Origin of the sequence: Burkholderia perseverans, assembly GCF_022870505.1 — a bacterium.
Taxonomy (GTDB): domain Bacteria; phylum Pseudomonadota; class Gammaproteobacteria; order Burkholderiales; family Burkholderiaceae; genus Burkholderia; species Burkholderia plantarii.
Genome location: NZ_CP045094.1, coordinates 3,216,420 through 3,240,623, shown reverse-complemented (window position 1 = coordinate 3,240,623; position 24,204 = coordinate 3,216,420). Strand labels below are relative to the sequence as shown.

The 24,204-nt window shown below is 70.5% G+C and carries 21 protein-coding genes; 9 read left to right on the top strand and 12 right to left on the bottom strand.

Going from position 1 to position 24,204, the window contains the following annotated elements; all coding sequences use genetic code 11:
* Nucleotides 1-37: 37 nt before the first annotated feature.
* A complete protein-coding gene (locus BpN12_RS28905) occupies nt 38-607 on the bottom strand; it encodes an META domain-containing protein (RefSeq protein ID WP_246795579.1) in 570 nt (189 codons plus the stop codon).
* A 210-nt stretch (nt 608-817) separates the two neighbouring features.
* On the opposite strand from BpN12_RS28905, the gene purT reads away from it, so the two are divergent.
* The 4 genes from purT (at nt 818) to BpN12_RS28885 (ending at nt 4,484) form a co-directional block, all read left to right on the top strand.
* Complete coding sequence (purT, locus tag BpN12_RS28900; RefSeq protein WP_246795578.1) at nt 818-2,032, top strand: formate-dependent phosphoribosylglycinamide formyltransferase; 1,215 nt, start codon at nt 818-820, stop codon at nt 2,030-2,032.
* A gap of 84 nt (nt 2,033-2,116) precedes the next feature.
* Nucleotides 2,117-2,278: a DUF6726 family protein gene (locus BpN12_RS28895; RefSeq protein ID WP_042625662.1), complete on the top strand. Its 162-nt coding sequence runs from the start codon at nt 2,117-2,119 to the stop codon at nt 2,276-2,278.
* A 106-nt stretch (nt 2,279-2,384) separates the two neighbouring features.
* Complete coding sequence (locus tag BpN12_RS28890; RefSeq protein WP_246795577.1) at nt 2,385-2,771, top strand: MliC family protein; 387 nt, start codon at nt 2,385-2,387, stop codon at nt 2,769-2,771.
* Between the two features lie 222 nt (nt 2,772-2,993).
* A complete protein-coding gene (locus BpN12_RS28885; RefSeq protein WP_246795576.1) occupies nt 2,994-4,484 on the top strand; it encodes a DEAD/DEAH box helicase in 1,491 nt (496 codons plus the stop codon).
* 467 nt (nt 4,485-4,951) lie between these two features.
* Here BpN12_RS28885 and gluQRS read toward each other — a convergent pair whose 3' ends face one another.
* On the bottom strand, nt 4,952-5,869 hold the full coding sequence (gene gluQRS / locus BpN12_RS28880) for a tRNA glutamyl-Q(34) synthetase GluQRS (RefSeq protein WP_246795575.1): 918 nt from the start codon (nt 5,867-5,869) through the stop codon (nt 4,952-4,954).
* A complete protein-coding gene (locus tag BpN12_RS28875) occupies nt 5,866-6,765 on the bottom strand; it encodes a sulfurtransferase (protein ID WP_246795574.1) in 900 nt (299 codons plus the stop codon). Before BpN12_RS28875 ends, gluQRS begins: the two co-directional genes overlap by 4 nt.
* Before the next feature lie 270 nt (nt 6,766-7,035).
* Between BpN12_RS28875 and dnaE the strand changes: the two genes are divergently transcribed.
* Both dnaE and BpN12_RS28865 read left to right on the top strand, forming a co-directional pair.
* Complete coding sequence (gene dnaE / locus BpN12_RS28870; protein WP_246795573.1) at nt 7,036-10,578, top strand: DNA polymerase III subunit alpha; 3,543 nt, start codon at nt 7,036-7,038, stop codon at nt 10,576-10,578.
* A gap of 93 nt (nt 10,579-10,671) precedes the next feature.
* Complete coding sequence (locus BpN12_RS28865) at nt 10,672-11,856, top strand: glycosyltransferase family 9 protein (RefSeq protein WP_246795572.1); 1,185 nt, start codon at nt 10,672-10,674, stop codon at nt 11,854-11,856.
* Nucleotides 11,857-11,953: 97 nt separating this feature from the next.
* Here BpN12_RS28865 and BpN12_RS28860 read toward each other — a convergent pair whose 3' ends face one another.
* The 3 genes from BpN12_RS28860 to BpN12_RS28850 form a co-directional block, all read right to left on the bottom strand.
* Complete coding sequence (locus BpN12_RS28860; RefSeq protein WP_246795571.1) at nt 11,954-13,234, bottom strand: O-antigen ligase family protein; 1,281 nt, start codon at nt 13,232-13,234, stop codon at nt 11,954-11,956.
* A 205-nt stretch (nt 13,235-13,439) separates the two neighbouring features.
* Complete coding sequence (locus tag BpN12_RS28855) at nt 13,440-14,282, bottom strand: glycosyltransferase family 2 protein (protein ID WP_246795570.1); 843 nt, start codon at nt 14,280-14,282, stop codon at nt 13,440-13,442.
* Between the two features lie 140 nt (nt 14,283-14,422).
* Nucleotides 14,423-15,187 (bottom strand): glycosyltransferase family 2 protein, encoded by a 765-nt coding sequence (locus BpN12_RS28850; RefSeq protein WP_246795569.1) that lies wholly within the window; start codon nt 15,185-15,187, stop codon nt 14,423-14,425.
* A 204-nt stretch (nt 15,188-15,391) separates the two neighbouring features.
* Between BpN12_RS28850 and msbA the strand changes: the two genes are divergently transcribed.
* On the top strand, nt 15,392-17,176 hold the full coding sequence (gene msbA / locus BpN12_RS28845) for a lipid A export permease/ATP-binding protein MsbA (protein WP_246795568.1): 1,785 nt from the start codon (nt 15,392-15,394) through the stop codon (nt 17,174-17,176).
* A gap of 125 nt (nt 17,177-17,301) precedes the next feature.
* A complete protein-coding gene (locus BpN12_RS28840; RefSeq protein WP_246795567.1) occupies nt 17,302-17,754 on the top strand; it encodes an RcnB family protein in 453 nt (150 codons plus the stop codon).
* Nucleotides 17,755-17,889: 135 nt separating this feature from the next.
* On the opposite strand, the gene BpN12_RS28835 is transcribed toward BpN12_RS28840, so the two are convergent.
* From BpN12_RS28835 to BpN12_RS28815, 5 genes are all read right to left on the bottom strand, one after another.
* Nucleotides 17,890-18,558: an FUSC family protein gene (locus tag BpN12_RS28835; RefSeq protein WP_246798035.1), complete on the bottom strand. Its 669-nt coding sequence runs from the start codon at nt 18,556-18,558 to the stop codon at nt 17,890-17,892.
* A gap of 13 nt (nt 18,559-18,571) precedes the next feature.
* Nucleotides 18,572-19,882, bottom strand: a complete 1,311-nt coding sequence (locus BpN12_RS28830) for an MFS transporter (protein ID WP_246795566.1) — start codon at nt 19,880-19,882, stop codon at nt 18,572-18,574.
* On the bottom strand, nt 19,879-20,868 hold the full coding sequence (locus BpN12_RS28825; RefSeq protein WP_246795565.1) for a PRC-barrel domain-containing protein: 990 nt from the start codon (nt 20,866-20,868) through the stop codon (nt 19,879-19,881). The genes BpN12_RS28830 and BpN12_RS28825 overlap by 4 nt, the downstream gene beginning before the upstream one ends.
* A 210-nt stretch (nt 20,869-21,078) precedes the next feature.
* Entirely contained in the window at nt 21,079-21,408 is a 330-nt protein-coding gene (locus tag BpN12_RS28820; protein ID WP_246795564.1) for a TfoX/Sxy family protein, read from the bottom strand.
* 97 nt (nt 21,409-21,505) lie between these two features.
* Entirely contained in the window at nt 21,506-22,459 is a 954-nt protein-coding gene (locus BpN12_RS28815; protein WP_246795563.1) for a LysR family transcriptional regulator, read from the bottom strand.
* Between the two features lie 114 nt (nt 22,460-22,573).
* Here BpN12_RS28815 and BpN12_RS28810 point away from each other — a divergent pair, with 114 nt between their 5' ends.
* A complete protein-coding gene (locus tag BpN12_RS28810; protein WP_246795562.1) occupies nt 22,574-23,815 on the top strand; it encodes an MFS transporter in 1,242 nt (413 codons plus the stop codon).
* 46 nt (nt 23,816-23,861) lie between these two features.
* Here BpN12_RS28810 and BpN12_RS28805 read toward each other — a convergent pair whose 3' ends face one another.
* Nucleotides 23,862-24,164, bottom strand: a complete 303-nt coding sequence (locus BpN12_RS28805) for a hypothetical protein (protein ID WP_246795561.1) — start codon at nt 24,162-24,164, stop codon at nt 23,862-23,864.
* Between the last annotated feature and the right edge of the window lie 40 nt (nt 24,165-24,204).

The following is a 24,204-nucleotide window of genomic DNA, read 5'->3' as shown; positions in this document are numbered from 1 at the left end:
CGCGGCCGAACGCCCGCGCGCGCAGCGACTGACAGGATTACGGAGCGTCGCGACGCGCGAATGTCAGCGTCGCGCCGCTTTCGGTCACGAGATAGAGCTGCTGCGGCGCCTGCATCTGCAGGCCGGCCTTGGCGACGTGCGCGAGCGCGTCGAGATAGGCCGGCTCGAGCCGCCCGGCCGGGCCGGCGCAGGCACGACGCGTGCCGGCGAGCGGGCCGAAGCTGAGCAGGCCGTTCTTCACCATATAGGTGCCGGTGTAGCGATTGCAGCCGGCGAAGCCCGAGGCGCGGCGCACGCCGTCGGCCGTCGAGAGTTGCAGCCGGATCGACGGATCCTGAGCCGCGCCGGCGCCGCTCGCACCGGTCTCGCCGTGCGGCACCTCGCGCTGCGAGCCGTCGGCGTCGCGCCAGTTCGTGAGTGCCCAGCTCGTGTCGTCGACCAGCTGGATCGCGGCCGGGTTGAACGGGTCGGACGGCGGCGCGGACGCGTCGGGATGGGTGGGAATCGCGCAGGCGGCCAGCGCGGCGAGCGCGGCCGCGGCAAGCGGTGCGCGCAGCGAACGGACGAAGCGTAGGCGCGCGGACACGGCCGCGGAGTGGGTAAGCATGGCCTCGTTCCTCGAATTCATCGTGATGCCGGCAGTGATGCCGGCAAAGGCGTAAGAGTAACGCAGTCGGCCTGCGCTAGGCGAGCGGCCCCGGCGCCGGGAAATCTTTCGCGGGCCGGCTCCACCAGCCGGTCGGGGCGGGGGCGCGTGTTAACATCGCGGCTCGGTTGTCATCCTCTCGTCACCCCAATCTTTTCAGCGGGAAATCTCATGCAGATCGGTCAGCGGCTCGGTACGCCGCTTTCGCCCTCCGCCACGCGCGTCATGCTGCTGGGCGCGGGCGAACTCGGCAAGGAAGTCATCATCGCGTTGCAGCGGCTCGGCGTCGAAGTGATCGCCGTCGATCGCTACGCGAACGCGCCCGGCCACCAGGTCGCCCACCGCGCGCACGTGATCGACATGACCGACGCCGCCGCGCTGCGCGCGCTCGTCGACGCCGAGCAGCCGCACCTGATCGTGCCCGAGATCGAGGCGATCGCCACCGCCGCGCTGGCCGCGATCGAGGCGGCCGGCGTCGCCGAGGTGATCCCGACCGCGCGCGCGACCCAGCTGACGATGAACCGCGAGGGCATCCGCCGCCTCGCCGCCGAGGAGCTCGGCCTGCCGACCTCGCGCTACGCGTTCGCGCAGTCGTTCGACGAATTCCGCGCGGCGGTGGCCGCGATCGGCTACCCGTGCGTGGTGAAGCCGGTGATGTCGTCGTCGGGCAAGGGCCAGTCGGTCGTCAAGGGCGACGCCGACGTCGAGCCGGCCTGGCAGCACGCGATGGCGGGCGGGCGCGTGAACCACGGCCGCGTGATCGTCGAGGGCTTCGTCGATTTCGACTACGAGATCACCCAGCTGACCGTGCGCGCGATCGACCCGGCCAGCGGCGAGACCCGCACCTATTTCTGCGACCCGGTCGGCCACGTACAGGTGGCCGGTGACTACGTCGAATCGTGGCAGCCGCAGCCGATGAGCGAGATTGCCCGGGAACGTTCGCGTGAGATCGCACACCAAGTGACGACGGCGCTCGGCGGACGCGGCCTGTTCGGCGTCGAGCTGTTCGTGCGCGGCGACGAGGTCTGGTTCTCCGAAGTCAGCCCGCGTCCGCACGACACCGGGCTCGTCACGCTGGCCTCGCAGCGGCAGTCGGAGTTCGAGCTGCACGCGCGCGCGATCCTCGGCCTGCCGGTCGATCCGACCCTGAGTTCGCCGGCGGCCTCGGCCGTGATCTATGGCGGCATCGACGAGGCCGGCATCGCGTTCGAGGGCGTGGCCGAGGCGCTGGCCGTGCCGGGCGCGGACCTGCGCCTGTTCGGCAAGCCGGAGAGCTTCACGAAGCGGCGCATGGGCGTGGCGGTGGCCACCGGCGCCGATATCGACGAGGCGCGCGAGCGTGCGAAGCGGGCCGCGGCGGCGGTGCGGCCGGTCTCGGCACGCTAGCGGCGCCTTGCCCGGGGCGGGCGCCACGGGCAACACGAATCACAGGCCGGCGCGGCACGCGCCGCCCGGCCGGGGAGTAGCGAAATGAAATGGGTGCTCATCGCGGTGCTGTGCCTGTCGGCGTCGGGCTGCGGCCTGGCCGCGGCGCCGTGCCGGGTCGCGTCGGCCGGCCTCAAGATCGTGCCGCTGGTCGGGCATGCGGCCGCCACGCCGACCGATGCCTGCGCGGACGTGATCGATCCCTGATGGTCCGGATCGCCTCGCCGATTCGATCCCCGCGCCGTTCCGCCCGCCGGGCGCGGATCGCTCCCCGGTCGCGGCCTGCCCGTTGCCCACTGAGGAAGGATCTGTCATGAAGAAACGCATCGTCTGGGCGCTCTGCCTGCTGGCCGGTCTGGCCGGCACGCGGGCGGCGCTGGCCGCGCAGCTGACGGTCGAGGAAATCGACACCGACGCGCGCACCGTCGCCACCTACCGTTGCGCGAACCAGCCGAAGCCGGTGCGCGTGGCCTACTGGCTGGCCCGCAACGGCCAGAGTTTCGCGCTGGTGCCGGTCGACGGCCAGCCGATGCTGTTCGTCGATACCGTGTCCGCCTCGGGCGCGCGCTACCAGGCCGGACGCTATACCTGGTGGACCAAGGGGCCGGACGGCAACCTGACCGACGAGATCGCCGGCTCGTCCGCGCCGCCGTTGCTCGCCGATTGCGAGGAAATCAAGCCGAAGCGCAAGCCCCGCTGACGGCCAGACCGGGCTTGTCACGAGCCAGTGCTACAATGCTGCCCTTTCCGTCGGCGTTCGGCCGCACGGGGCGGCGCGCCTGCCGGATTCGGTGGCGCGGCGGCGTCGCGCGGCGCGCCGCAGCAGTTCCGTCATCATGTCCATCCGTTGTTCGCGCGGCCGCTGCCAGTCAGCCGGGGCCGCGCTGGAATCCCCGCCGCGCCACTTGAGCGAAACGCCACCATGTCCGATCCAGCAGTCACGTCCGTCGATGCAACTTTCGATCAGTTCGGCCTCGCGCCCGACATTCTGAAGGCCATTGCGGAACAGGGCTATACGACGCCCACGCCGATCCAGGCGAAAGCGATTCCGGTCGTGCTGTCCGGGCGCGACGTGATGGGCGCCGCGCAGACGGGCACCGGCAAGACCGCCAGCTTCTCGCTGCCGATCATCCAGCGGCTGCTGCCGCAGGCCAACACCAGCGCCTCGCCCGCGCGCCACCCGGTGCGCGCGCTGATCCTCACGCCGACGCGCGAGCTGGCCGACCAGGTGGCCGCCAACGTCCATTCCTACGCGAAGCACACGGCGCTGCGCAGCGCGGTGGTGTTCGGCGGCGTCGACATGAACCCGCAGATGGCCGAGCTGCGGCGCGGCGTCGAGATCCTGATCGCCACGCCGGGCCGGCTGCTCGACCACGTGCAGCAGAAGACGGCGAACCTCGGGCAGGTGCAGATGCTGGTGCTCGACGAGGCCGACCGGATGCTCGACATGGGCTTCCTGCCCGATCTGCAGCGGATCCTGAACCTGCTGCCGAAGGTGCGCCAGACGCTGCTGTTCTCGGCGACGTTCTCGCCCGAAATCAAGAAGCTGGCCTCGACCTACCTGACCAATCCGCAGACCATCGAAGTGGCGCGCAGCAATGCGACCGCGACCAACGTCACGCAGATCGTCTACGACATCCCCGAGGGCGACAAGCAGGCGGCCGTGGTCAAGCTGATCCGCGATCGCGCGCTCAAGCAGGTGATCGTGTTCTGCAACAGCAAGCTCGGCGCGAGCCGGCTCGCGCGCCAGCTCGAACGCGACGGCGTGGTCGCCACGGCGATCCACGGCGACCGCTCGCAGAACGAGCGGATGCAGGCGCTCGACGCGTTCAAGCGCGGCGAGGTCGAGGCGCTGGTGGCCACCGACGTGGCCGCGCGCGGGCTCGACATCGCCGAACTGCCGGCCGTGATCAACTTCGACCTGCCGTTCAGCGCCGAGGACTATGTCCACCGGATCGGCCGGACCGGCCGTGCGGGTGCCTCGGGCGACGCGCTTTCGCTGTGCAGCCCGAACGAGCGCAAGCAGCTCGCCGACATCGAGAAGCTGATCAAGCGCGACCTGCCGCTGCAGCCGCTGGCGATCGACGCACCGGTGCGTGCGCGCCGCGAGCACGGCGAGCGCAGTGAACGCGGTGACCGCGGTGAACGTAGCGAGCGTGGGGAGCGCGGTGAACGCGGCAGCCGTGACGAGTCGCGCGCGCCGCGCCGCACGCATGGCGGCGAACGCAGCCATCATCACCATTCGCGTCGCGAAGCGCCGGTCGACGAGTTTTTCCTGAAGCCCTACGAGCCATCGCCGAGCGCGCGTCAGCCGGAAGAGGCGACCAAGCCCGCGCAGCCGGAGAAGAAGTCGAAGCAGCCGCTCGCGGCTTTGCTTGGCGGCTTCGGGATGCCGCGTCGCTCGTCGTCGTAAGGACGGGGGCGCTGCTTCGCCGGATGCGGTGGGAGCGACTGGAAAAGATTGTGGGAAAAACGGGTGGATGCGTGAGCATTCGCCCGTTTTTGTTTGGTGTGGGAATCGTTGATGGATCGCGGCTCGCGGTGGGCCATGAGGGGCCTGCTTGAGTGCGGGGCGGGCCTGGAAGTGGCCGAAGCGACGGCGGGAGGCTGCGCGGGCGGTGATCGGGTAGCGCTTGGGCGGCGCAGCGACTGGCTGTGCCGACATGGCTGGTAGCTTGTGCGGCGGCTCGCCACGACGAAGCAGCTAACGGCTCATCGATGCCATGTGCGGTGAGGTCCGGCGAGGCGCCAGCGGCCGGATACGCCGATTCGATGATGTTCCGCAGGAGCCCGGCACGCCTGTCACGTCGGCTTGTCGGCCCGCTCGTCAGTCCCGCCAGTCGGCACAAAATCTCGCGCCCGTCACGCCGATTACGACGATCAGGCCGATGATCGAGCATCCACTCCGAAACGCGCCGCCCATGCGGCGATCGCCGCCGGAAAGAACGCCTCGAGCGAGGCGCGCGCCGACGGCGCGAGCGCGAGCCCGAGATGATCGGCCGCCGCGGCCAGCGCGACGAGCGGCGCACGCGTGTCCAGCGCCGTCGCGCCGGTCTGCTTGCTGAGCTTTTCGCCGTTCGCATCGACCACCACCGGCACATGCAGATAAACCGGCGTCGGCGCACCGAGGCAGCGTTGCAGATAAATCTGTCGCGCGGTCGAATCGAGCAGGTCCGCGCCGCGCACGACGTGCGTGATGCCCGCGTCGCGATCATCCACCACCACGGCCAGTTGATAGGCCCACTGGCCGTCCGCGCGCTTGAGCACGAAATCGCCGACCTCGGTTGCGAGATCCTGCGTCTGCCGGCCCTGCCAGCGGTCGTCGAACGTAATGCGGGCCGCCGCGCCGTCGGGCACGCGCAGCCGCCACGCGCGCGCCGGCTTGCCGTGCAGGCCGGTGCGGCAGGTGCCCGGGTAGGCGAGCGTGGTGTGCCGCTCGTGCGCGGCGCGCAGCGAATCGGCGATTTCCTTGCGCGTGCAGCCGCACGGGTAGACGAAGCCGGCCTGCGTCAGCGCGTCGAGTGCGGCCGTATAGAGCGCGTCGCGGCGGCTCTGCCAGACGGGCGGCTCGTCGGCGACGAGCCCGAACGCGGCGAGCGTCGCGAGCATCGCGTCCGCGGCGCCCGGCACCGTGCGCGGGCCGTCCACGTCCTCGATCCGCACCAGCCACGCGCCGCGATGCGCGCGGGCGTCGAGCCAGCTCGCGAGCGCGCCGACCAGCGAGCCGAAATGCAGCGGGCCGGTCGGCGACGGCGCGAAGCGGCCGCGATAGCGGCCCGGTTCGCCGGCTGGTTTCAAGCGGAGCGGGCGAGCGGTTCGGTTCCGAGGGCGCCGGCTTGAACGCCCGCGGTGCCGCCCACGTGACAGGCCGGGCACGAGCGGCCCGGCACGTACAGCGGCGACTGCTGGTCCTGCGCGGACACCACCGCGCGGCAGGCGAAACAGTTGACGTCGGCGGTCGGCTCCAGCTGCGGATTGAGGGCCGTGCGGTAATCGAACACGAAGCAGTCGCCGTGGTAGTGCGCGCCGCCGACTTCCTCGAAATACTTCAGGATGCCGCCTTCGAGCTGGTAGACGTGATCGATGCCGACTTCCTTCATGTGGATCGCGGCCTTCTCGCAGCGAATCCCGCCCGTGCAGAACGACACCACGGTCTTGCCTTCGAGATCGGCACGATTCGCCTCGATCACGGCCGGGAATTCGCTGAACTTGTCGATCCGGTAATCGAGGGCGGCGTCGAACGTGCCGACGTCGACCTCGAACGCGTTGCGCGTGTCGAGCATTACCACCGGCCGGCCTTCGTCGTCGTGGCCGCGATCGAGCCAGTCCTTCAGTGTGCGCGCGTCCACCGACGGCGCGCGGCCGAGTTCGGGCCGGATCGCCGGCTTCTTCATCGTGATGATCTCGCGCTTCAGGCGCACCAGCATGCGCCGGAACGGCTGCGAGTCGGACAGGCTTTCCTTGAACGACAGGTCGGCGAACTTGCCGGCGAACAGGGGATCGTCGCGCAGATAGGCGACGAACGCGTCGGTCGCGTCGCGCGGCCCGGCGATGAACAGGTTGATGCCTTCGGGCGCGAGCAGGATCGTGCCGCGCAGCCCGAGCGCCTGGCAGCGTTCGGTGACGAGCGGCCGCCAGGCTTCGGGCGATTCGATCGTGACGAAGCGGTAGGCGGCGAGGTTGACGATGGACATGATGAACCGATGAAGGGCGGGGCGGCACGGCTCGCGGGCGCCCTCCATGGCGCCGCGCACGGACGCGGCAAATGAGGGTGCGATGCCATGCGGCAGCCGCCGCGTGAATGACCGAAACGCGTATTATCCCGCAAACGCGCGCGGGAACCAGCCACCCGGACGGCCGAGGCGGCGTGTCGCGGCCGGCACCGAGCTGTCCGAATGGCCAACGCAGCGATTTTTGCGCCGGGCCGGCGTTGCCTGCGCCGCGACGCGGCTACAATAACGGCCATGTCAGATCCCCGTTTCGTACATCTTCGCGTCCACTCCGAATTCTCGATTGCCGACGGCATCGTGCGCCTCGACGACATCGTCAAGGCGGCGGCGGCCGACGGTCAGGGCGCGCTCGCCCTGACCGACCTCGGCAACGCGTTCGGTCTGGTCCGCTTCTACAAGGAAGCCCGCGGCAAGGGCATCAAGCCGATCGCCGGCTGCGACGTCTGGATCACGAACCACGACGATCGCGACAAGCCCGCGCGCCTGTTGCTGCTGGTGCGCGACAAGGCCGGCTACCTGAACCTCTGCGAGCTGCTGTCGAAGGCCTGGCTCACGAACCAGTACCGCGGTCGCGCCGAAATCGATCCGCAGTGGCTCGAATCGGAGCTCGGCGGCGGCCTGCTGGCGCTGTCGGGCGCGCAGCAGGGCGACATCGGCATCGCGCTCGCGGCCGGCAACGCCGAGTCCGCGCGCCGTCACGCGCAGCGCTGGGCGCGCGTGTTCCCGGGCGGCTTCTACATCGAACTGCAACGCTACGGCCAGCCGGGCGCCGAAGCCTACATCCAGGAAGCCGTCAAGCTCGCGGCCGAACTGAAGCTGCCGGTGGTGGCCACCCATCCGCTGCAGTTCATGGGCGACGAGGATTTCACGGCGCACGAGGCGCGCGTCTGCATCTCGGAAGGCGACATCCTCGCCAATCCGCGCCGCCAGAAACGTTTCACGACCGACCAGCGGTTCCGCACCCAGGCCGAGATGGCCGAGCTGTTCGCCGACCTGCCGTCGGCCGTGCTGAACACCGTCGAGATCGCGAAGCGCTGCAACCTGACGATCGAGCTCGGCAAGCCGAAGCTGCCGCTGTTCCCGACGCCCGACGGCATGTCGCTCGACGACTACCTCGTGCAGCTGTCGAAGGAGGGGCTCGAGAAGCGCCTCGTGCAGCTGTACCCGGACGAGGCCGAGCGCAGCGCGCAGCGCGACACCTATTACCAGCGCCTCGATTTCGAGTGCGGCACGATCACGAAGATGGGCTTCCCCGGCTACTTCCTGATCGTCGCGGACTTCATCAACTGGGCCAAGAACAACGGCGTGCCGGTCGGCCCGGGCCGCGGCTCGGGCGCCGGTTCGCTGGTCGCCTATTCGCTCGGCATCACCGATCTCGATCCGCTGCGCTACAACCTGCTGTTCGAGCGCTTCCTGAACCCGGAACGGGTTTCGATGCCCGACTTCGACATCGACTTCTGCCAGCACGGCCGCGATCGCGTGATCCAGTACGTGAAGGAGAAGTACGGCGCGGACGCGGTCTCGCAGATCGCCACGTTCGGCACGATGGCCGCGAAGGCGGCCGTGCGCGACATCGGCCGCGTGCTCGATCTCGGCTACATGTTTACCGACGGCGTCGCGAAGCTGATCCCGTTCAAGCCGGGCAAGCACGTCACGATCGCCGACGCGATGAAGGAAGAGCCGCTGCTGCAGGAGCGCTACGACAACGAGGACGAAGTCCACCAGCTGCTCGATCTCGCGCAGCGCGTGGAGGGCCTCACGCGCAACGTCGGGATGCACGCGGGCGGCGTGCTGATCGCGCCGGGCAAGCTCACCGATTTCTGCCCGCTCTACGCGCAGGGCGACGAAGGCGGCGTGGTCAGCCAGTACGACAAGGACGACGTCGAAGCGGTCGGCCTCGTCAAGTTCGACTTCCTGGGCCTGACCACGCTGACGATCCTCGACTGGGCCGAGCGTTTCATCCGACGGCTCGATCCGGCCAAGGCCGACTGGTCGCTCGCGCAGGTGCCGCTCGACGATCCGGCCTCGTTCCAGATCCTCAAGAAGGCGAACACGGTCGCCGTGTTCCAGCTGGAAAGCCGCGGCATGCAGGGCATGCTGAAGGACGCGCAGCCCGACCGCTTCGAGGACATCATCGCGCTGGTGTCGTTGTACCGTCCCGGCCCGATGGACCTGATCCCGAGCTTCTGCGCCCGCAAGCACGGGCGCGAGAAGGTGGAGTATCCGGATCCGCGCGTCGAGCCGGTCCTGAAAGAGACCTACGGCATCATGGTCTATCAGGAGCAGGTGATGCAGATGGCGCAGATCATCGGCGGCTACTCGCTCGGCGGCGCCGATCTGCTGCGTCGCGCGATGGGCAAGAAGAAGGCCGAGGAGATGGCCAAGCATCGCGAGATCTTCTCCGAGGGCGCCGCGAAGAACGGCCTCACGCGCGAGAAGTCCGACGAGATCTTCGACCTGATGGAGAAGTTCGCGGGCTACGGCTTCAACAAATCGCACGCGGCCGCCTACGCGCTGCTCGCCTACTACACGGCCTGGCTGAAGGCGCATCACCCCGCCGAATTCATGGCGGCCAACATGACGCTCGCGATGGACGACACCGACAAGGTGAAGATCCTGTTCGACGATTGCGTCCTGAACGGCCTCAAGGTGCTGCCGCCCGACATCAACCAGTCCGAATACCGCTTCGAGCCGGTCGGCGAGGCCGACGGCAAGCGCTCGAAGACGATCCGCTACGGGCTCGGCGCCGTGAAGGGCAGCGGCCAGAACGCGATCGAGGAAATCCTGCGCGCGCGCGGCGAAGGCGGCCCGTTCAAGGATTTGTTCGATTTCTGCGAGCGCATCGACCGCCGCATGGTCAACCGCCGTACCGTCGAGGCGCTGATCCGCGCCGGCGCGTTCGATTCGCTGACGCCGAACCGCGCGCAGCTGTTCGCCTCGGTGCCGCTCGCGATGGAGGCGGCCGAGCAGGCCGCCGCGAACGCGATGCAGGCTGGCCTGTTCGACATGGGCGCCGAGTCGCCGCACGCCCACGCGCTCGTCGACGAGCCGGCCTGGGACGACAAGCGCCGCCTGCAGGAAGAGAAGGGCGCGCTCGGCTTCTATCTGTCGGGGCATCTGTTCGACGCCTATCGCGAGGAGGTGCGCCGCTTCGCGCGCATGAAGCTCGGCGAACTGAAGGAAGGGCGCGACAAGCTGGTGGCCGGCGTGATCGCGTCGCTGCGCACGCAGATGACGCAGCGCGGCAAGATGATCATCGCGCTGCTCGACGACGGCACCGGCCAGTGCGAGATCACGGTGTTCAACGAGCAGTTCGACGCGAATCGCGGGCTGTTCAAGGAAGACGAACTGCTGATCGTGCAGGGGCAGGCGCGTAACGATGCGTTCACGGGCGGCATCCGCTTCACGGCCGACGCGGTGATGGACCTCGAGCGCGCGCGCAGCCGTTATGCACAGGCGGTGCGCATGACGATGAACGGCAACGCCGATGCCGGCGCGCTGCGCCGCGTGCTCGAACCGCACGTCGCGAAGCCGGAAGCCGGTCCGGCCGCGCCGCCGCCGCCCGCTCCCGCGCGCGGCGGGCGCGAGGGCCGCGAGGGCGGCCGGCGCGCGCCGCCGCCGATGCCGAACGGGCTCGCCGTGCAGATCCTCTACAACAACGCGCGCGCGCAAGGCGAGATGCGGCTCGGCGAGGCGTGGCGCGTGAAGCCGAGCGACACGCTGCTGGCCGATCTGCGCGCGACCTTCGGCGACGGTTCGGTCGAAATCGCGTACTGACCGGTTCCGGGTCCGGTGCCGCACCGAAGGGCGCGGCACCGTGGAATCGAGTACAGTGCGTGCCTCGTGAGTCCCCACAACAGAACGACCGCCGTGGCTGCCCTGTTTCCTGATCATCCGCCCCGCAGCATTCTCGTCGTCGCGACGCGCCGGATCGGCGACGTCCTGCTGACGACGCCGATCGTCCGCTCGCTGAAGGCGCGCTGGCCCGACACGCCGATCGACATGCTGGTGTTTCGCGGCACCGAAGGCGTGCTCGAAGGCAATCCCGACCTTCGCAACGTACTCGTGGTCGCGCAGCGCGCGAAGCTCGGCGAACGCCTGCGCGACGCGGCACGCCTCTGGCGCCGCTACGATCTGGCCTGCGCGGCGCTCAGCTCCGACCGGCCGCGTTACTACACCTGGTTCGCCGGGCGGCGCCGCGTGGGGCTGGTCGATCCGGAGCGCGTCGGTCTCTGGCCCCGGCTGCTGCTGAACCGGATTGCGATCAACGATCACCAGCGCGAGCATACGGTGGCCAGCACGCTCGCGCTGGCGCCGCAGATCGGCATCGAGCCGGTGCCCGAGGTGGTGGCGCCGGGCTTGGGCGACGATCCCGCGCGGCGCGCGCGTTTCGACGCGCTGCTGGCCACCTCGCCCGCCGTCGCGGCGGGGCAGCCGCTCGTCGTGCTGCATCCGTATCCGATGTTTGCCTACAAGCAGTGGCGCCGCGACGGCTGGGTCGAACTGATCGACTGGCTGCGCGGGCTCGGTTATGCGGTTGCACTGAGCGGCGGGCCGGCCGGCAACGAGCGCGAATATGCCGAACGCGTCGCGAGCGATGCCGGCGGCGACGTGCTGAATCTGGTCGGGCAGCTGTCGTTTGGCGAAAGCGCCGAGCTGGTGCGGCGCGCGAAGCTGTTCATCGGGACGGATACCGGGGCGACGCACGTCGCCGCCGCGACCGGCACGCCCGTCATCGCGCTGTTCGGACCATCCGATCCGGTGCGCTGGGGGCCGTGGCCGCAGCGCTGGCAGGGCGACGGTAGTCCGTGGGCGCTGGTCGGCTCGGCGCGCCGCGGCAACGTCCATCTGCTGCAGGGCGAGGGCAGTTGCGTGCCGTGCCGTCAGGAAGGCTGCGAGCGCAACGTCGCGAGCTACAGCGACTGCCTGATGCAGATGTCGACCGCGCGCGTCGCGACGATCGCGGCCGACATGCTCGGCTTGCCGGCCGAGGCGGCGCGCACGGCGCCGTCGACGGTGATCGACACGACGGGGCTGGTGCGGCCGCAAGCCTGAACGCGCGGCTTGGGATTGCTTCCCCGCGTATCACCGCCATGCCCCCGCCTTACCCTTACCGCTTTACCGCCGGCCCTGCCGGGCGCGGCGGCATCGCTCACGCGCGCGCTGTCGAGATCTCCCGCGCCGCGCCGTCCGTCCGCCATCCGCAGCCGATCAGGATCCCGGCCAGCAGCACCAGCATGTGCCCCTCGGCGAAGTCGAGCAGCAGCGAGTTCGCCAGGCTGCCGATCGCGAAGATCGTCAGCCAGGCGAGCAGCAGATGCCGCGAACGCGCGTCGAGCGTCCGGCTGCCGGCCCAGATCCGCACCAGCAGGTTGACGAACAGCACGAAGCCGAGCGTGCCGAGCTGCACGGCCATCAACAGGTACTCGTTGTGCGGATTCTCGGTCAGCTTGGCGTCGGCGAGCGTCTTGCCGGCCGACAGTTTCTGGAATTCGACGCCGAGGCCGCCCGCGCCGTAGCCGATCATCGGCCGGGCCGTGTAGAGCTGGAGCGCGCGCTTGTACCAGTCCAGACGCAGGCCGCTCGAGGTGGCCGTGTCGTTCTGTTCGTACTGCTGGACCTCGCTGCCCACCTGCATCAGGCGGCCGCCGTGCAGCGTGGCCAGCGTGCCGCCGAGCGCGGCCGCCACCACCACGAACAGCGCGACGGTCAGCGCGGCGAGCCGCGGCGAGCGCCGGCGCGCCGCGCCGAACGTGCGCAGCCCGATCACGGCGATCAGCAGCAGCGTGATCACCTGGCCGGTGCGGCCCTGCAGCATCACGAACACGTCGACGAGCGAGAGCGCGGTGATCGCGCCGAACACGAGCCGCGCGCGCGGCGAGCGGGCCGCGAGCATCATGTCGGCCGCCTGGTAGAACAGCAGCGCGCCGAACATCCCGGCCGCGATGTGATTCTTGAACACCCAGGCGCGCGACATCGGCAGCGACATCTTGTGGGCCGGGCCGATCGCGGTCAGGCCGAGGAAGTTGGTGGCGGACAGCAACAGGATCAGGACCAGCGTCGCGAACAGGCTCCAGCGCGTGATCGCGCGCCAGTTCGGCGTCGCGTCGCGGAACACGTGGATCGCGAACGGCAGGATCAGCAGCTTGTCGTATTTCATCGCCCATTCCCAGGCCGCGTGGGGCGGCGCGACCGAGTAGGCGATGCTCGCGACCAGCGCCACCAGCAGCAGCAGCGCGGCGAGCGCGGCCGGCTGGCGGACCAGTTTCGGCAGGCCGCGCCAGAATTCGGGCGCGCTCAGCGCCGCCACGGCGAACAGCGCGCAGAAGACGTTCGTCAGCGCGGTGGAAACGGGCACCATGCACAGCGCGGCGACGGCGAGCGCGCGGGCTGTCGTCAGGCGCCGGGAGACGGGCGGGGCAAACGATGACATCGGCAGGGGTTCAACGAGAGTGGAAGGGCCTTGCCCTGGCGCGACGAGCCGCGAAAACGGGGCGCGCCCAAGCGACGACGTGCGGAGTATACGCGACCGACCATGGGCCGGGACAAATCGGCGCCCGGCGCGGGGCGCCGCGTGACGCGATGTTGTCGTCGCGCAACCGCCGGCTTGCTCCAAGCGGCCGGCGGCCCGGCCGGTGTCAGGAGAACGCGCGCTTGATCCGCGAACGAAGCAGCGCGCGCTTCAAGGGCCCTTCGATGGCCGGCTCGCTCAGCGCGAGCGTGGTGCCGAGCGGCTGGCCGCGGCGCAGGTAGAAACGGTCGAAAGTCGACTGCGTCATGCCCCACTTGTTGAGGAACTGGCGGCGGCCGTCGTTCTTGACGACCTTGCCGGTGCTCTTCTGCTGGAAGTGATAGACGAGGCTGTCGCCGACGCCGATGAAGATCCGGCAACCGGCGTCCCACATCTTCATCGACAGATCGTTGTCGCTGCTCATGCCGGGGCTCAGCTCGCTGCTGTAGCCGCCCACGCGATGCCACCAGTCGCGGCGCACCAGCGTCGGCGGCCAGGTGGCGCCGATCCAGTCGGCGCGCCGCAGGCCCGGCGTGGCGGCCGCGAGCGCGTCGAGGTCGAGCGCCGCCGCGTCGCGGCCGAAGTCGCGCACCACCACGCAGGGGTTGCCGCTGTCGACCGGTTCGACCATCGTGCCCGACAGCATGAACAGGTCGGTCGGCATGGCCGCGGCGCGCTCGGCGAGCGCGGTGTCCCAGCCGGGACAGACGGCCATGTCGTCGTTCATGTAGACCACGTACTCGCGCGTGGCGCGCGCCGCCGCGAGATTGACCGCGTGGCAGATGCCGATGTTGGTCGGCGACGCGGTGTGCTCGATGCCCTCCTGCCTGACCCAGTCGAGCGAGCCGTCCGAGCCGTCGTTGACGTGGACGATGATCTGGTGCTCGTAAGCGGAATGGCGGCGCAGGCTCGCTACCACGCATTGCAGGTACGGCAGGTTGTTCCAGGTCGGGATGATGATGGAGAACATGATGATCGGCTTCGAAAACGTAGGGCGGGAGGCCCGGGTGGGCGGTGCGGCCGGCGCCGCCCGATGCGCGCGACGGTGGCCCGCATTGTACCCGGGCCGTCGGCGCCGTTCCGTCGGGTGGCGCGGCGCCGTGCGGTACGTCAGGCGTCCGGCCCGCGGCTCGTCCGCGCCCCGAGCTTGAGAAACCGGTAATAGACCGTTTCCGCGTTGAACACCGCGATCATGAAGCCGGCGCGACCGTCGAGGAAGCCGCGCCGCAACACGTAGGTGCGCACGAAGGCCCACAGTCCGCGCCCGAGCGCCTTGCCGAAGCCGCCGCGCTGGCCGGCCGCGTGGCGCTGCCGCGCGCCCGCGCTCGAATAGCTGTCGAGCTTGCGCAGCACCGCTTCGAAGTCCTCGTAGGAGTAGTGGAGCAGCTTGCCGGCCAGCCGCGCGGCCGGGCCGTCGTGGATCAGCCGCTCATGCACGAGGTCGTCGGAGAAGCGCGCGGTGCCGCGCCGGAACAGGCGCGGAATCCAGTCCGGATACCAGCCGCCATGGTGAATCCAGGTGCCGCAGAAGCTCGACAGCCGGTCGATCGCGTAGATGTCGGCGGCGGGCGCGCGGATCGCGGCGCGGATCGACGCCGCCAGCTCGGGCGTGACGACTTCGTCGGTGTCGAGCGAGAGGATCCAGTCGGTGGACAGCTGCGCGACCGCGCGATTCTTCTGTGGGCCGAAGCCGGGCCATTCGCGCTCGATCACGACGCGTGCGCCGTGTGCCTGCGCGATCTCGACGGTCGCATCGGTGCTGCCGCCGTCGATCAGCACGACTTCGTCGGCGAAACCGAGCGCGGCGAGACAGTCGGGCAGGCGGGCGGCGGCGTTCAGCGCGATCAGCGCGACGCCGAGGGTGGGTTCGGCCATGCGGGGAGACGATAAGCGGGCAGGAGGTGTGCGCGAGTATACCCGTCCGCCCGCCTGCACGGCGGCGGTGCGTTGCCGGCCGGCATGGGGTGGCACAGGGTGCAGGGGCTATAATATTTCGCCATTTTGACGTGCGACGCCTCGCCGTCTGGCACTGTGCCGCCTTGTCATTTGGCATCGCGCCACACTGGAGAAAGATTGTCCTTGGAAACCCAGAACACACTCCGCAAGTCGATCGGCCCGAGCGGGACCACTTCGCCGCAGGCGGTGCTGCGGCGCCTGTGGCCCTACATCAAGCCGCTGGTCGGCATCCTCGCGCTGGCGATCCTCTCGATGGGGATCGTGGCCGCGACCGAGGCGGGGATCCCCGCGATGCTCAAGCCGCTGCTCGACCGCGGTTTCGGCGCGCACAGCAACGAGCAGGCGAAATGGCTGGTGCCGGCCGCGATCATCGGGCTGGCGGTGGTGCGCGGCTTCGCGCAATATGCCTCGAACTACCTGCTCAACTACGTCTCGAACCGCATTCTGCTGAAGCTGCGCCTCGAGATGTTCGAGCGCATGATCCACACGAGCGCGTCGTTCTTCATGCGTGAAACGGCCAGCACCGTGATCAATGCGGTCGTGTTCGAGGTCAACCAGATCCTCAGCGTGCTGACCGGCGTGATGATCACGCTGGTGCGCGACTCGATGACGGTGTTCTTCCTGCTCGCCTACCTGTTCTACCTGAACTGGCGGCTCACGCTGATCGTCGCGGTGATCCTGCCGGGGATCGGCTGGCTCGTCAGCAAGATCAACCGGCGCCTGCGCCGCCTGAACCGCGAGCACCAGACGCTCACCAACGAGCTGTCGTACATCGTCGAGGAGACCGTCGGCGGCTACAAGGTGGTGAAGATCCACAACGGCGAATCCTACGAGATCAGCCGCTTCACCGAGATGAGCAAGCGCCTGCGCGGCTACGCGATGCGGATGACGATCTCGGGCGGGCTCGCGCAGCCGATCACGCAGTTCCTCGCCTCGATCGCGCTGGCGATCGTGATCACGATCGCGGTCGTGCAGTCGGCCAACGACCAGACCACGGTGGGCGGCTTCGTTGCGTTCGTCACCTCCATGCTGCTGGTGATCTCGCCGCTCAAGCACCTGATCGACGTGAACCAGCCGCTGCAGCGCGGCATGACCGCGGCCGAGCTGATCTTCGGGTTGATCGACGAGCCGGTCGAGCCGAAGGGCGGCGGGCGGCGCGTCGCGCATGCGCGCGGCGAGGTCGAATACCGCAACGTGTCGTTCGACTATGGTGCGAGCGAGCGGCCGACGCTCGACCGCATCGCGTTCAAGGTCGCGCCGGGCGAGATGGTCGCGCTGGCCGGGCCGTCGGGCGGCGGCAAGTCGACGCTCGTGAACCTGCTGCCGCGCTTCTTCGATCCGACCGGCGGGGCGATCCTCGTCGACGGCGTGCCCGTCAACGACTACGACGTCCACGACCTGCGCGACCAGATCGCGATGGTCAGCCAGGACGTCGTGCTGTTCAACGACACGATCGCGGCGAACGTCGCCTACGGCGGCACGCCCGACCGCGAGCGCGTGCAGGCCGCGCTCGAGGCCGCGAACCTGGCCGACACGGTGGCGGCGATGCCGGACGGGCTCGACACGCTGGTCGGCGGCAACGGCATGCGCCTGTCGGGCGGCCAGCGCCAGCGGCTTGCGATCGCGCGCGCGATCTACAAGGACGCGCCGATCCTGATTCTCGACGAGGCCACCTCGGCGCTCGACTCGGAGTCCGAGCGCCACGTGCAGGCCGCGCTCGAGCGGCTGATGGAAGGGCGCACCACGCTCGTGATCGCGCACCGGCTCTCGACCATCGAGCGCGCGGACCGGATTCTCGTGCTCGAGGCCGGCCGGATCGCCGAGGAAGGCAGCCACGAGGAGCTGCTGCGCCGCGGCGGGCTCTACGCGCATCTGCACCGGATCCAGTTCCAGCAACAGGCGGCCTGATCCGTGCCGGCGTCTTCCGTTCCGGGAGGCGCCGGCACTGTCTCGATTTGGCTCGCCGCATCCGTCCCCATGCTAGTCTCTCCGAACCGGCCGACGGATCGGCCGGCCAATCTGGGAGAAAACACATGAAGACGTCTCGCTTGCTGCTCGCGCTGCTGCTGGCCGGTTCGCTCGGATCGTCGCTCGCGCTCGCTCAGCAACCGCCGCACGGTGGCGACCACGGCCCCGGCCCGGGCGGCCCGGGCCATTCCGGCGGTCCCGGCCCAAGCCATCCGGGCGGTCCGGGAGGCCCCGGCGGCCCGGACCCGCATCATGCGCCGCGCCCCGGCCATGGCGGCCCGGCGGGCCATCCCGGCGGCCCGCGCGACGAGCCGCCCGGCGGCTTCATCGAAGGCCATCGTGACTGGCACCGCGGCGACCGGCTCCCGCGCGAGTACTGGGACCGTCAATACGTGGTCGACGACTGGCGCGCCTACAACCTGGCGGCGCCGCCGCGCGGCTACCACTGGGTTGGCATCGGCGGCGACTACCTGCTGGTGCAGATCGGGAGCGGCGTGGTGCTGCGCGTCGGCCCCTGAGGCCGGTTCGCGGGCGGCGCCAGTCGGTGCCGCTCGCGGCCTGACCACCGTGGCCGGGAATCCGGCTTGCTATGAAACATGCCCGCGCAAGCGGGCATGTTTGCATCGGCGCGGCGTCGCGCGGTGCTTCGGTCGTTAGCGCGAGGGAGGATCGGAGGGGGCGGGTGGCGAGGCCGGCGGTTCGGTATCGGTCGCTGCCTCCGGTCGATCCGCCCGCGTCCGGTCGGCCGAGCCGCGCCCGCGTGCCCACCAATGCCGTTCGAGCCACGTCAGCAGCGCGCAGACCACCAGCGCGCAAACCGTGCCGAGCGTGACCTCGCCGAGCCGGATCAGCGGGATGTCCCACAGCGGACCGTTGCCCGGAAACAGCAGCACGATGGTGGCGGTCACGCCGCCCAGGCGTGCGGCGCTGCCCACGTCGAGGCACCAGCAGATCACGATCGTCGCCGCGATCGTGACGGCGTAGGCGAGCAGGTGAGCGGGAAAATGCGTGCCGCCGAGCGCGGCGCCGGCGAAGCCGAGCACGCCGCCCACCATCGCGCCGACGAACTGGTCGCGCGACAGGTTCATCGTGTCCGAATACTGGTGCTGGGTGACCGCGATGGCCGTCACCGCCGCCCAGACGGCCTGCTCCGAGTGCAGCGCGCGCCCGATGCCGTAGGCCAGGCACGCGCCGCACACCGCCTGCAGCGCCATCATCGCCCCCTGCACCGCGCGCTGGCGCAGCGACATGCCCTTGAACAGCGCGAGCAGCGATTGCTGGATGTCGCGGCGCGTGTCGTGGAGCGTGCGGATCGGGTCCATCATGCGCGTCGCGTCAGGCGGCTCGGGGCGGCTTGCCGGACGAATCGGGCGCGACCGGTGAATCGGGAGGATCCGACGCATCGGGCGGCGTGTCCGCCTGATCGTCGCCGAGCCCGGCGTCGCGCGTCTCCGGCATGGCCAGTGCCACCAGCAGCACGGCGAGCGCGCCCGCCGCCGCGAGCCCGAAGAAGCTCATGGTGTTGCCGAAGTGGTCGGCCGCGAAGCCGGCGAGCGAAGTGCTCAGCGTCGCGCCGATGCCGGCCGCGAGCCCGAACAGGCCGATACAGAGGTTGTAGCGGCCCTTGCCGCCCGCCACGTCGGCCGCGATCAGCGGCAGCATCACGCCGAACACGGCCGCGCTGATGCCGTCGAGCATCTGCACCGGCACCAGCAGGTACGGGCTGCTGACACCCGCGAACAGCAGCGCGCGCACCGGCAGCGCCGAGAAGCCGAGCAGCAGGATCGGCCGGCGCCCCCAGCGCTGCGCGGAGCGGCCCACCCACGGCGAGAGCATCGCCACGATCGCCTGCGGGACGATGATGCAGGCCGCGATCACGAGCTGCACGTTGTCGCCCATGCCCGCCGTCACTTCGCCGGCCGCGAGGTTCAGCATCGCCGCGTTCGACAGGTGGAACAGCACCACGCAGGCGGCGAACACCAGCATGCGCCGGTCGCGAAGCAGGTCGAAGATCGTCTCGCGCGCTTCGCCGTCGGCGTTCGCGGCGCGCGGGCGGCTGCCCGGCGGCGGCGCGATCGTGTGGGTCGGCTGGATCATCGAGAGCGCCACCAGCGCCGGCAGCGCGAGCGCGGCCGTCAGCCAGAACACCGCGCGCGCCGACACGTATTCGCCCGTCAGCCCCATCAGGCCCGCGGCCACCGCGCTGCCGATCGAGGCCCAGCGCGCGTTGCGCCCGAGCCGGTCGCCGAGGTTCGCGCGGCCCACCAGCGAGAACGAGATCGCCGCCATCGCCGGCACCAGCATGCAGCTCGCGAAGCCGTGGAACACCTCGGCGGCGATCACCGGCACGATGGTCGGGCTGGTGGCGAGCAGCACCGCCGACAGGATGATCGCGATGATCGCCCAGGCCGCGGCGCCCTTCTTGTTCTTCAGCGCGTCGACGGCGGCGCCGCCCGGCACCTGGCTGACCATCGCGCTGATGGTGCCGATCGACAGCACGAGCCCGATCTCGCCCTGCGTCCATTTGTGCGAGGCGAGATAGGAGGCGATGAACGGGCCGAAGCCCGTCTGCACGTTCGCGACGAAGAAATTGACCCAGTCGAGGGCGCGCAGGCTGCGGAGGCTGACCGTATGGCGTACCGTCATCGGCTGGTTCCCGCGCTGGACGCCGGGCTCGCCGGCGGCGAGGCGGCGGGCGACACGGCGATCACCGGTTTGTCGGCCACATAGGGCGGCGCCGCCTTCAGCTGCGCCTCGGACAGGTCGAGCAGCGCGCGCAGCGATTTGTCCTTCGGCGCGAAGTGCAGTGCCGACCAACTCGCGGCGATGGTGCGCCGGTCCGGGTTCACGAGGCCGCCCAGGTCGAGCACGACCGCCTGCGGCTGCGCATCGCGATCGATCAGCACGTCGACGATGCGGCCGACCTCGCTGCCGTTGCTGCGCTCGACGTCGGCGTCGACCATCGCGATGGTCCCCGGCGTTTCACCCGCGTGCGAGGTGCCGCTCAGCGACACGGCCTTCGGCCGGTCGGCGGGCGGCAGCGTGCCCGACGGCACGTCGAGCAGGATCGGCTGCTCGCGGCCGCCCGGCGTGAAGCGGAACAGCCGCCACGGGAAGCTGACCTTGCGGTCGCCGACGCCGAGGAAGCCCTGCAGGTTCACGATCATGCGGTCCGGCTTGCCGCCGGTGTCCGCGATCATGTCCACGGCGCGGCCGATCATCTTGCCGTCGCGGCGGCGCACCTCGCTGTCGAGCAGCGAATGCACCTGGTTGCGCTCGATCGTGCGGGTCTGGATCAGTGGCGGGGGCGGCGGCGGCGGGGGCGGCGGAGGCGGCGGCGGAGCCGGGCGCTTGACCACGCGCGGGCGCGGCGCCTCGCGGTGCGGCTTCTTCTGGGTGTCGGTGTCCTCGGGCGCCTCGACCTCGGAGGCGGGCTCCGGCGTGGCGACCGGCAGCCCCTCCTCGTCGAGCGTCTCGACGGCCGCGTCGACGATCGGCGCGGGCCGCTGCGGCGCCTGGAACAGCGCGCAGCCCGACAACGCGAGCGTCGCGGCGAGCGCGGTGACGAGAGGCGCCGCGGAGGCGACTAATTTCGGGAAACGGATTGCTAGACGCGGAAGGCCGCCGCTCATCAACTGGGACTCCATGGGCCGGGGCAGGCCGCGGATGCGGCGCTGCGGCGATTGATGGCTGATGCCGCCGGCGGCATCGCGCAGGGCCAGAGTGTAACCTGTGCGCGCGCCGCGCCGATGAAATCGGTGCCGCCGGCCCGCCTCGAGCCGGCCACCGGCGCGGATTCCCGTGGCGGTGGCGGTGGCGGGGCCGCCGGGCGCCTCATCGTCTCATTTCGGCGGCAGCGTCCGCACGAATGCGAGCGCCGCGTCGAGCAGGCGACGCCGCAGCGCGTCCTGCGCGCAGCGGTCCGGCGAGACCCAGACCCAGCCTGTCATCGGCCGGCCGCCGTTGCGCATCGGCTCGATGCCCGGCATCGCCACCGCCCAGCCGTCGTTGCCCTTGCCGAGCCGCACCAGCATGCCGTCGTGACGCGCCGCGCAGAGCAGGTTGCCGTCGGCGAGCCAGGCCCAGCCGCCGAACATGGCACGGCCCGTGATCCACGCCTCGTCGCGCAGTTCGTCGTTCAGCACTTCTTCGAGGCCGAGATCGCATGTCATGCGGGCTCCTTCCAGGGCGGCGAGCCGGTGATTGTAGGGGAGCGCGCGCGACGTGGCGATCGGCTCGATGGCCAGTCGCCGAACTGGCGCTTGCGGTTCAGGCCGGTTCGGTGCCGGTTCCGGCGCCGGCTGGCGGCTCCGCCGCCGCGAACAGCTGCTCGCGCAGCCAGCGATGCGCGGCGTTCGCGTCGTCGCGCGGATGCCAGGCGGCGCCGAGCACGAAGCCGCCCACCTCGACAGGCAGCGGCAGCAGGTCGAGCCGGTCGGCGAAACGGCGCAGGAAACGTTCGGGCAGCGCGCAGACGTAGTCGGTGGCCTCCAGCACCAGCGGCGCGAGATGGTAGTGCTGGACCGACACGGCCACCCTGCGCCGGTGTCCCGTGCGTGCCAGCACGTCATCCATGAAGCCGTGGAAGCCACCGCCGTCGCCCGACACGAGCACGTGGCGCAGCGCGCAATAGGCGTCGAGATCGGGCGGCGCGAGTCCGCGCGGGTGGCCCTTGCGCTGGGCCATCACGTAGCGCTCATGGAACAACGCGCGTGAGCGCAGGCTGGCCGGAATCGCGAAATCGGCGGCGATCAGCAGGTCGGCCGCGCCCTTGTCGAGCCAGCTGCCGAACGTGTCGGCCGGCACCGTGTGGAACGCGAGGCGCAGGTTCGGCGCGCGATCCGCCACGCGCCGCACCAGGTCGACGCCCGCCATCACGAACCCGTTGTCGCTCGCGAGGATCCGGAACGTGCGCGCGTCGTGGGCGGGATCGAAGCCGGCGCCGTGCGCGAGCGCCGCCTGCACACCCTGCAGCGCGGCGCGCAGCGGTTCGCGGATCGCCAGCGCGCGGGCCGTCGGCGTCATGCCGCGGCCGTGCCGGGCCGGCACCAGCAGCGCGTCGCCGGTCAGTTCGCGCAGCCGCGCGAGCTGGGCCGACAGCGCCGGCTGGCTCAGGTGCAGCCGCTCGGCCGCGCGCGTGACGTTGGCCTCGTCCAGCAGCACGTCGAGCGAGGCGAGCAGCGCGAGATCGGCGCCGCGCAGCATCGGTAACATATCCGGCATTTGGATGGCTCCCATATCGATAATCGATTTCAAATATACCAAACCGCGACGCAGACTGTCGCCTCGGCGCGGCTCGCGCGCCGTGATCGATGGCGAACAGGAGGGCAATCGACGATGGGCATTCCGGAACCCGAGCGGCACGCGCTGCGCGCGCTGGCCAGCGCCAATTTCGCGGTGGGGGCGATGTCGTATGGCGTGGTCGGCGCGCTGCCGGCGCTGGCCGATGCATGGCGCATCTCGCCGGGGCAGGCGGCGCTGCTGATGAGCGCGTTTTCGATCGCGTTCGCGCTCGGCGCGCCGCTGCTGCAGATGCTTGTCGGCCACGCACGGCGCCGCACGCTGCTGCTGGCCGGGCTCGCGACGCTGATCGCCGCCACGCTCGCCGGCGCCGCCGCGAACGGCTTCGGCTGGCTGCTGGCGACGCGGATCGCGGCCGGCCTCGGCGCGGCCGCCGTCAGCCCGCTCGCGAACGCGATCGGCGCCGGGATCACGCCGGTCGAGCGGCGCGGCAAGGCGCTCGCGGTCGTGTTCGTCGGGGTGACGCTGTCGAGCGTGATCGCCGCGCCGCTGGCCGCCGCGCTGGCCCACGCGTTCGGCTGGCGTGCCGTGTTCGTCGCGCTGGCGGCGATCGCGGCCGGCAGCGCCGCCTGGATCGTGACGACGGTGCGTGACGACTCACGCGGCGAGCGGATGCGGCCCGCGGCGCTCGCGCGGCTCGTGATGCGCCCGGGCACCGCGGCCGGGCTTGCCGTGATCGTGCTGCAGACGGCCGCGTTCTTCGCGACCTACACGCTGATCCTGCCGCTCGTCGCGGCGCGCTTCGGCGCGAGCGCCGCGCAGGGCGGGGCCGCGCTGCTGGTGTTCGGGGTCACGGGGATCGTCGGCAATCTCGTGGCGCAGCGTGTGTCGCTGCATCATCCGGCCGAGCGTTTGCTGCGGATCGTGATGGGGACGATGGTGCCGGTGTTCGTCGCGATCGCGCTGCTCGGCGTGGCGGGCTGGGGCGATGCGGTGCGGCAGGCGATGTTGCTGGCACTGCTGGTGGCCTGGGCGCTGATGCAGGATCTGTTCTATCCGTCGCAGTTGCGCCGCGTGGTGGCGCTGGAGCCCGACTATCGCGGCATGGTGATCGCGCTGAATTCGTCGGGGATCTTTCTCGGGATTTCGCTCGGCGCCGCGCTTGGCGGGCGGGTGGCCGATCAGGTGGGGCTGGCTGCACTGGCGCCGGTGTCGACCTTGTTGACGCTGGCCGCGTTTGCCGCGTTGGTGGCCTCGCAGCGCTTCGTCGTGCGTGCCGCGCGCGTGGCACGAGCAGGCGAGCGCACGGGCTGCGCGGCCGCCGCCGGGCGCGGGTAGCACGAGCCCGGCGGCGATGGCGGCGGGCGATGCTCGGCGCCGCCGTTCAGTCGCCCGGCTTGTTGAGCGCCTGCGCCGACAGGGTGCCATGCGAGCCGTCGACGATCATGCCGCCGACGCGCTTCGCGTCGCGCGCGGCTTCGTCGACCGACGCGAAGCTTTCCTCGCCGTTCGGATGGAACGGCACGGTCTGGCCCGGCAATCCGGCGCTGGCGCCGGGGCGGCAGAGATAGGCGACATAGGTGTAACGGTTCGCGATGGCGCGCGCGGGCTGGACGGTGACGTGGATCTCGTAGCCCTCGCAGGGAATCGGATCGAGCTGGATCGGGACCTCGGTTGCTGCCGGCATGATGGCCTCCGTGTCGCCGCGGACGGCGCGCGCGGGTCGC

Bases quoted from the DNA above. Each gene is read 5' to 3' on its own strand.
- BpN12_RS28905 (WP_246795579.1), bottom strand. From the start codon at position 607: ATGCTTACCCACTCCGCGGCCGTGTCCGCGCGCCTACGCTTCGTCCGT.
- purT (WP_246795578.1), top strand. From the start codon at position 818: ATGCAGATCGGTCAGCGGCTCGGTACGCCGCTTTCGCCCTCCGCCACG.
- BpN12_RS28895 (WP_042625662.1), top strand. From the start codon at position 2,117: ATGAAATGGGTGCTCATCGCGGTGCTGTGCCTGTCGGCGTCGGGCTGC.
- BpN12_RS28890 (WP_246795577.1), top strand. From the start codon at position 2,385: ATGAAGAAACGCATCGTCTGGGCGCTCTGCCTGCTGGCCGGTCTGGCC.
- BpN12_RS28885 (WP_246795576.1), top strand. From the start codon at position 2,994: ATGTCCGATCCAGCAGTCACGTCCGTCGATGCAACTTTCGATCAGTTC.
- BpN12_RS28875 (WP_246795574.1), bottom strand. From the start codon at position 6,765: ATGTCCATCGTCAACCTCGCCGCCTACCGCTTCGTCACGATCGAATCG.
- dnaE (WP_246795573.1), top strand. From the start codon at position 7,036: ATGTCAGATCCCCGTTTCGTACATCTTCGCGTCCACTCCGAATTCTCG.
- BpN12_RS28860 (WP_246795571.1), bottom strand. From the start codon at position 13,234: ATGTCATCGTTTGCCCCGCCCGTCTCCCGGCGCCTGACGACAGCCCGC.
- BpN12_RS28855 (WP_246795570.1), bottom strand. From the start codon at position 14,282: ATGTTCTCCATCATCATCCCGACCTGGAACAACCTGCCGTACCTGCAA.
- BpN12_RS28850 (WP_246795569.1), bottom strand. From the start codon at position 15,187: ATGGCCGAACCCACCCTCGGCGTCGCGCTGATCGCGCTGAACGCCGCC.
- BpN12_RS28840 (WP_246795567.1), top strand. From the start codon at position 17,302: ATGAAGACGTCTCGCTTGCTGCTCGCGCTGCTGCTGGCCGGTTCGCTC.
- BpN12_RS28835 (WP_246798035.1), bottom strand. From the start codon at position 18,558: ATGGACCCGATCCGCACGCTCCACGACACGCGCCGCGACATCCAGCAA.
- BpN12_RS28830 (WP_246795566.1), bottom strand. From the start codon at position 19,882: ATGACGGTACGCCATACGGTCAGCCTCCGCAGCCTGCGCGCCCTCGAC.
- BpN12_RS28825 (WP_246795565.1), bottom strand. From the start codon at position 20,868: ATGAGCGGCGGCCTTCCGCGTCTAGCAATCCGTTTCCCGAAATTAGTC.
- BpN12_RS28820 (WP_246795564.1), bottom strand. From the start codon at position 21,408: ATGACATGCGATCTCGGCCTCGAAGAAGTGCTGAACGACGAACTGCGC.
- BpN12_RS28815 (WP_246795563.1), bottom strand. From the start codon at position 22,459: ATGCCGGATATGTTACCGATGCTGCGCGGCGCCGATCTCGCGCTGCTC.
- BpN12_RS28810 (WP_246795562.1), top strand. From the start codon at position 22,574: ATGGGCATTCCGGAACCCGAGCGGCACGCGCTGCGCGCGCTGGCCAGC.
- BpN12_RS28805 (WP_246795561.1), bottom strand. From the start codon at position 24,164: ATGCCGGCAGCAACCGAGGTCCCGATCCAGCTCGATCCGATTCCCTGC.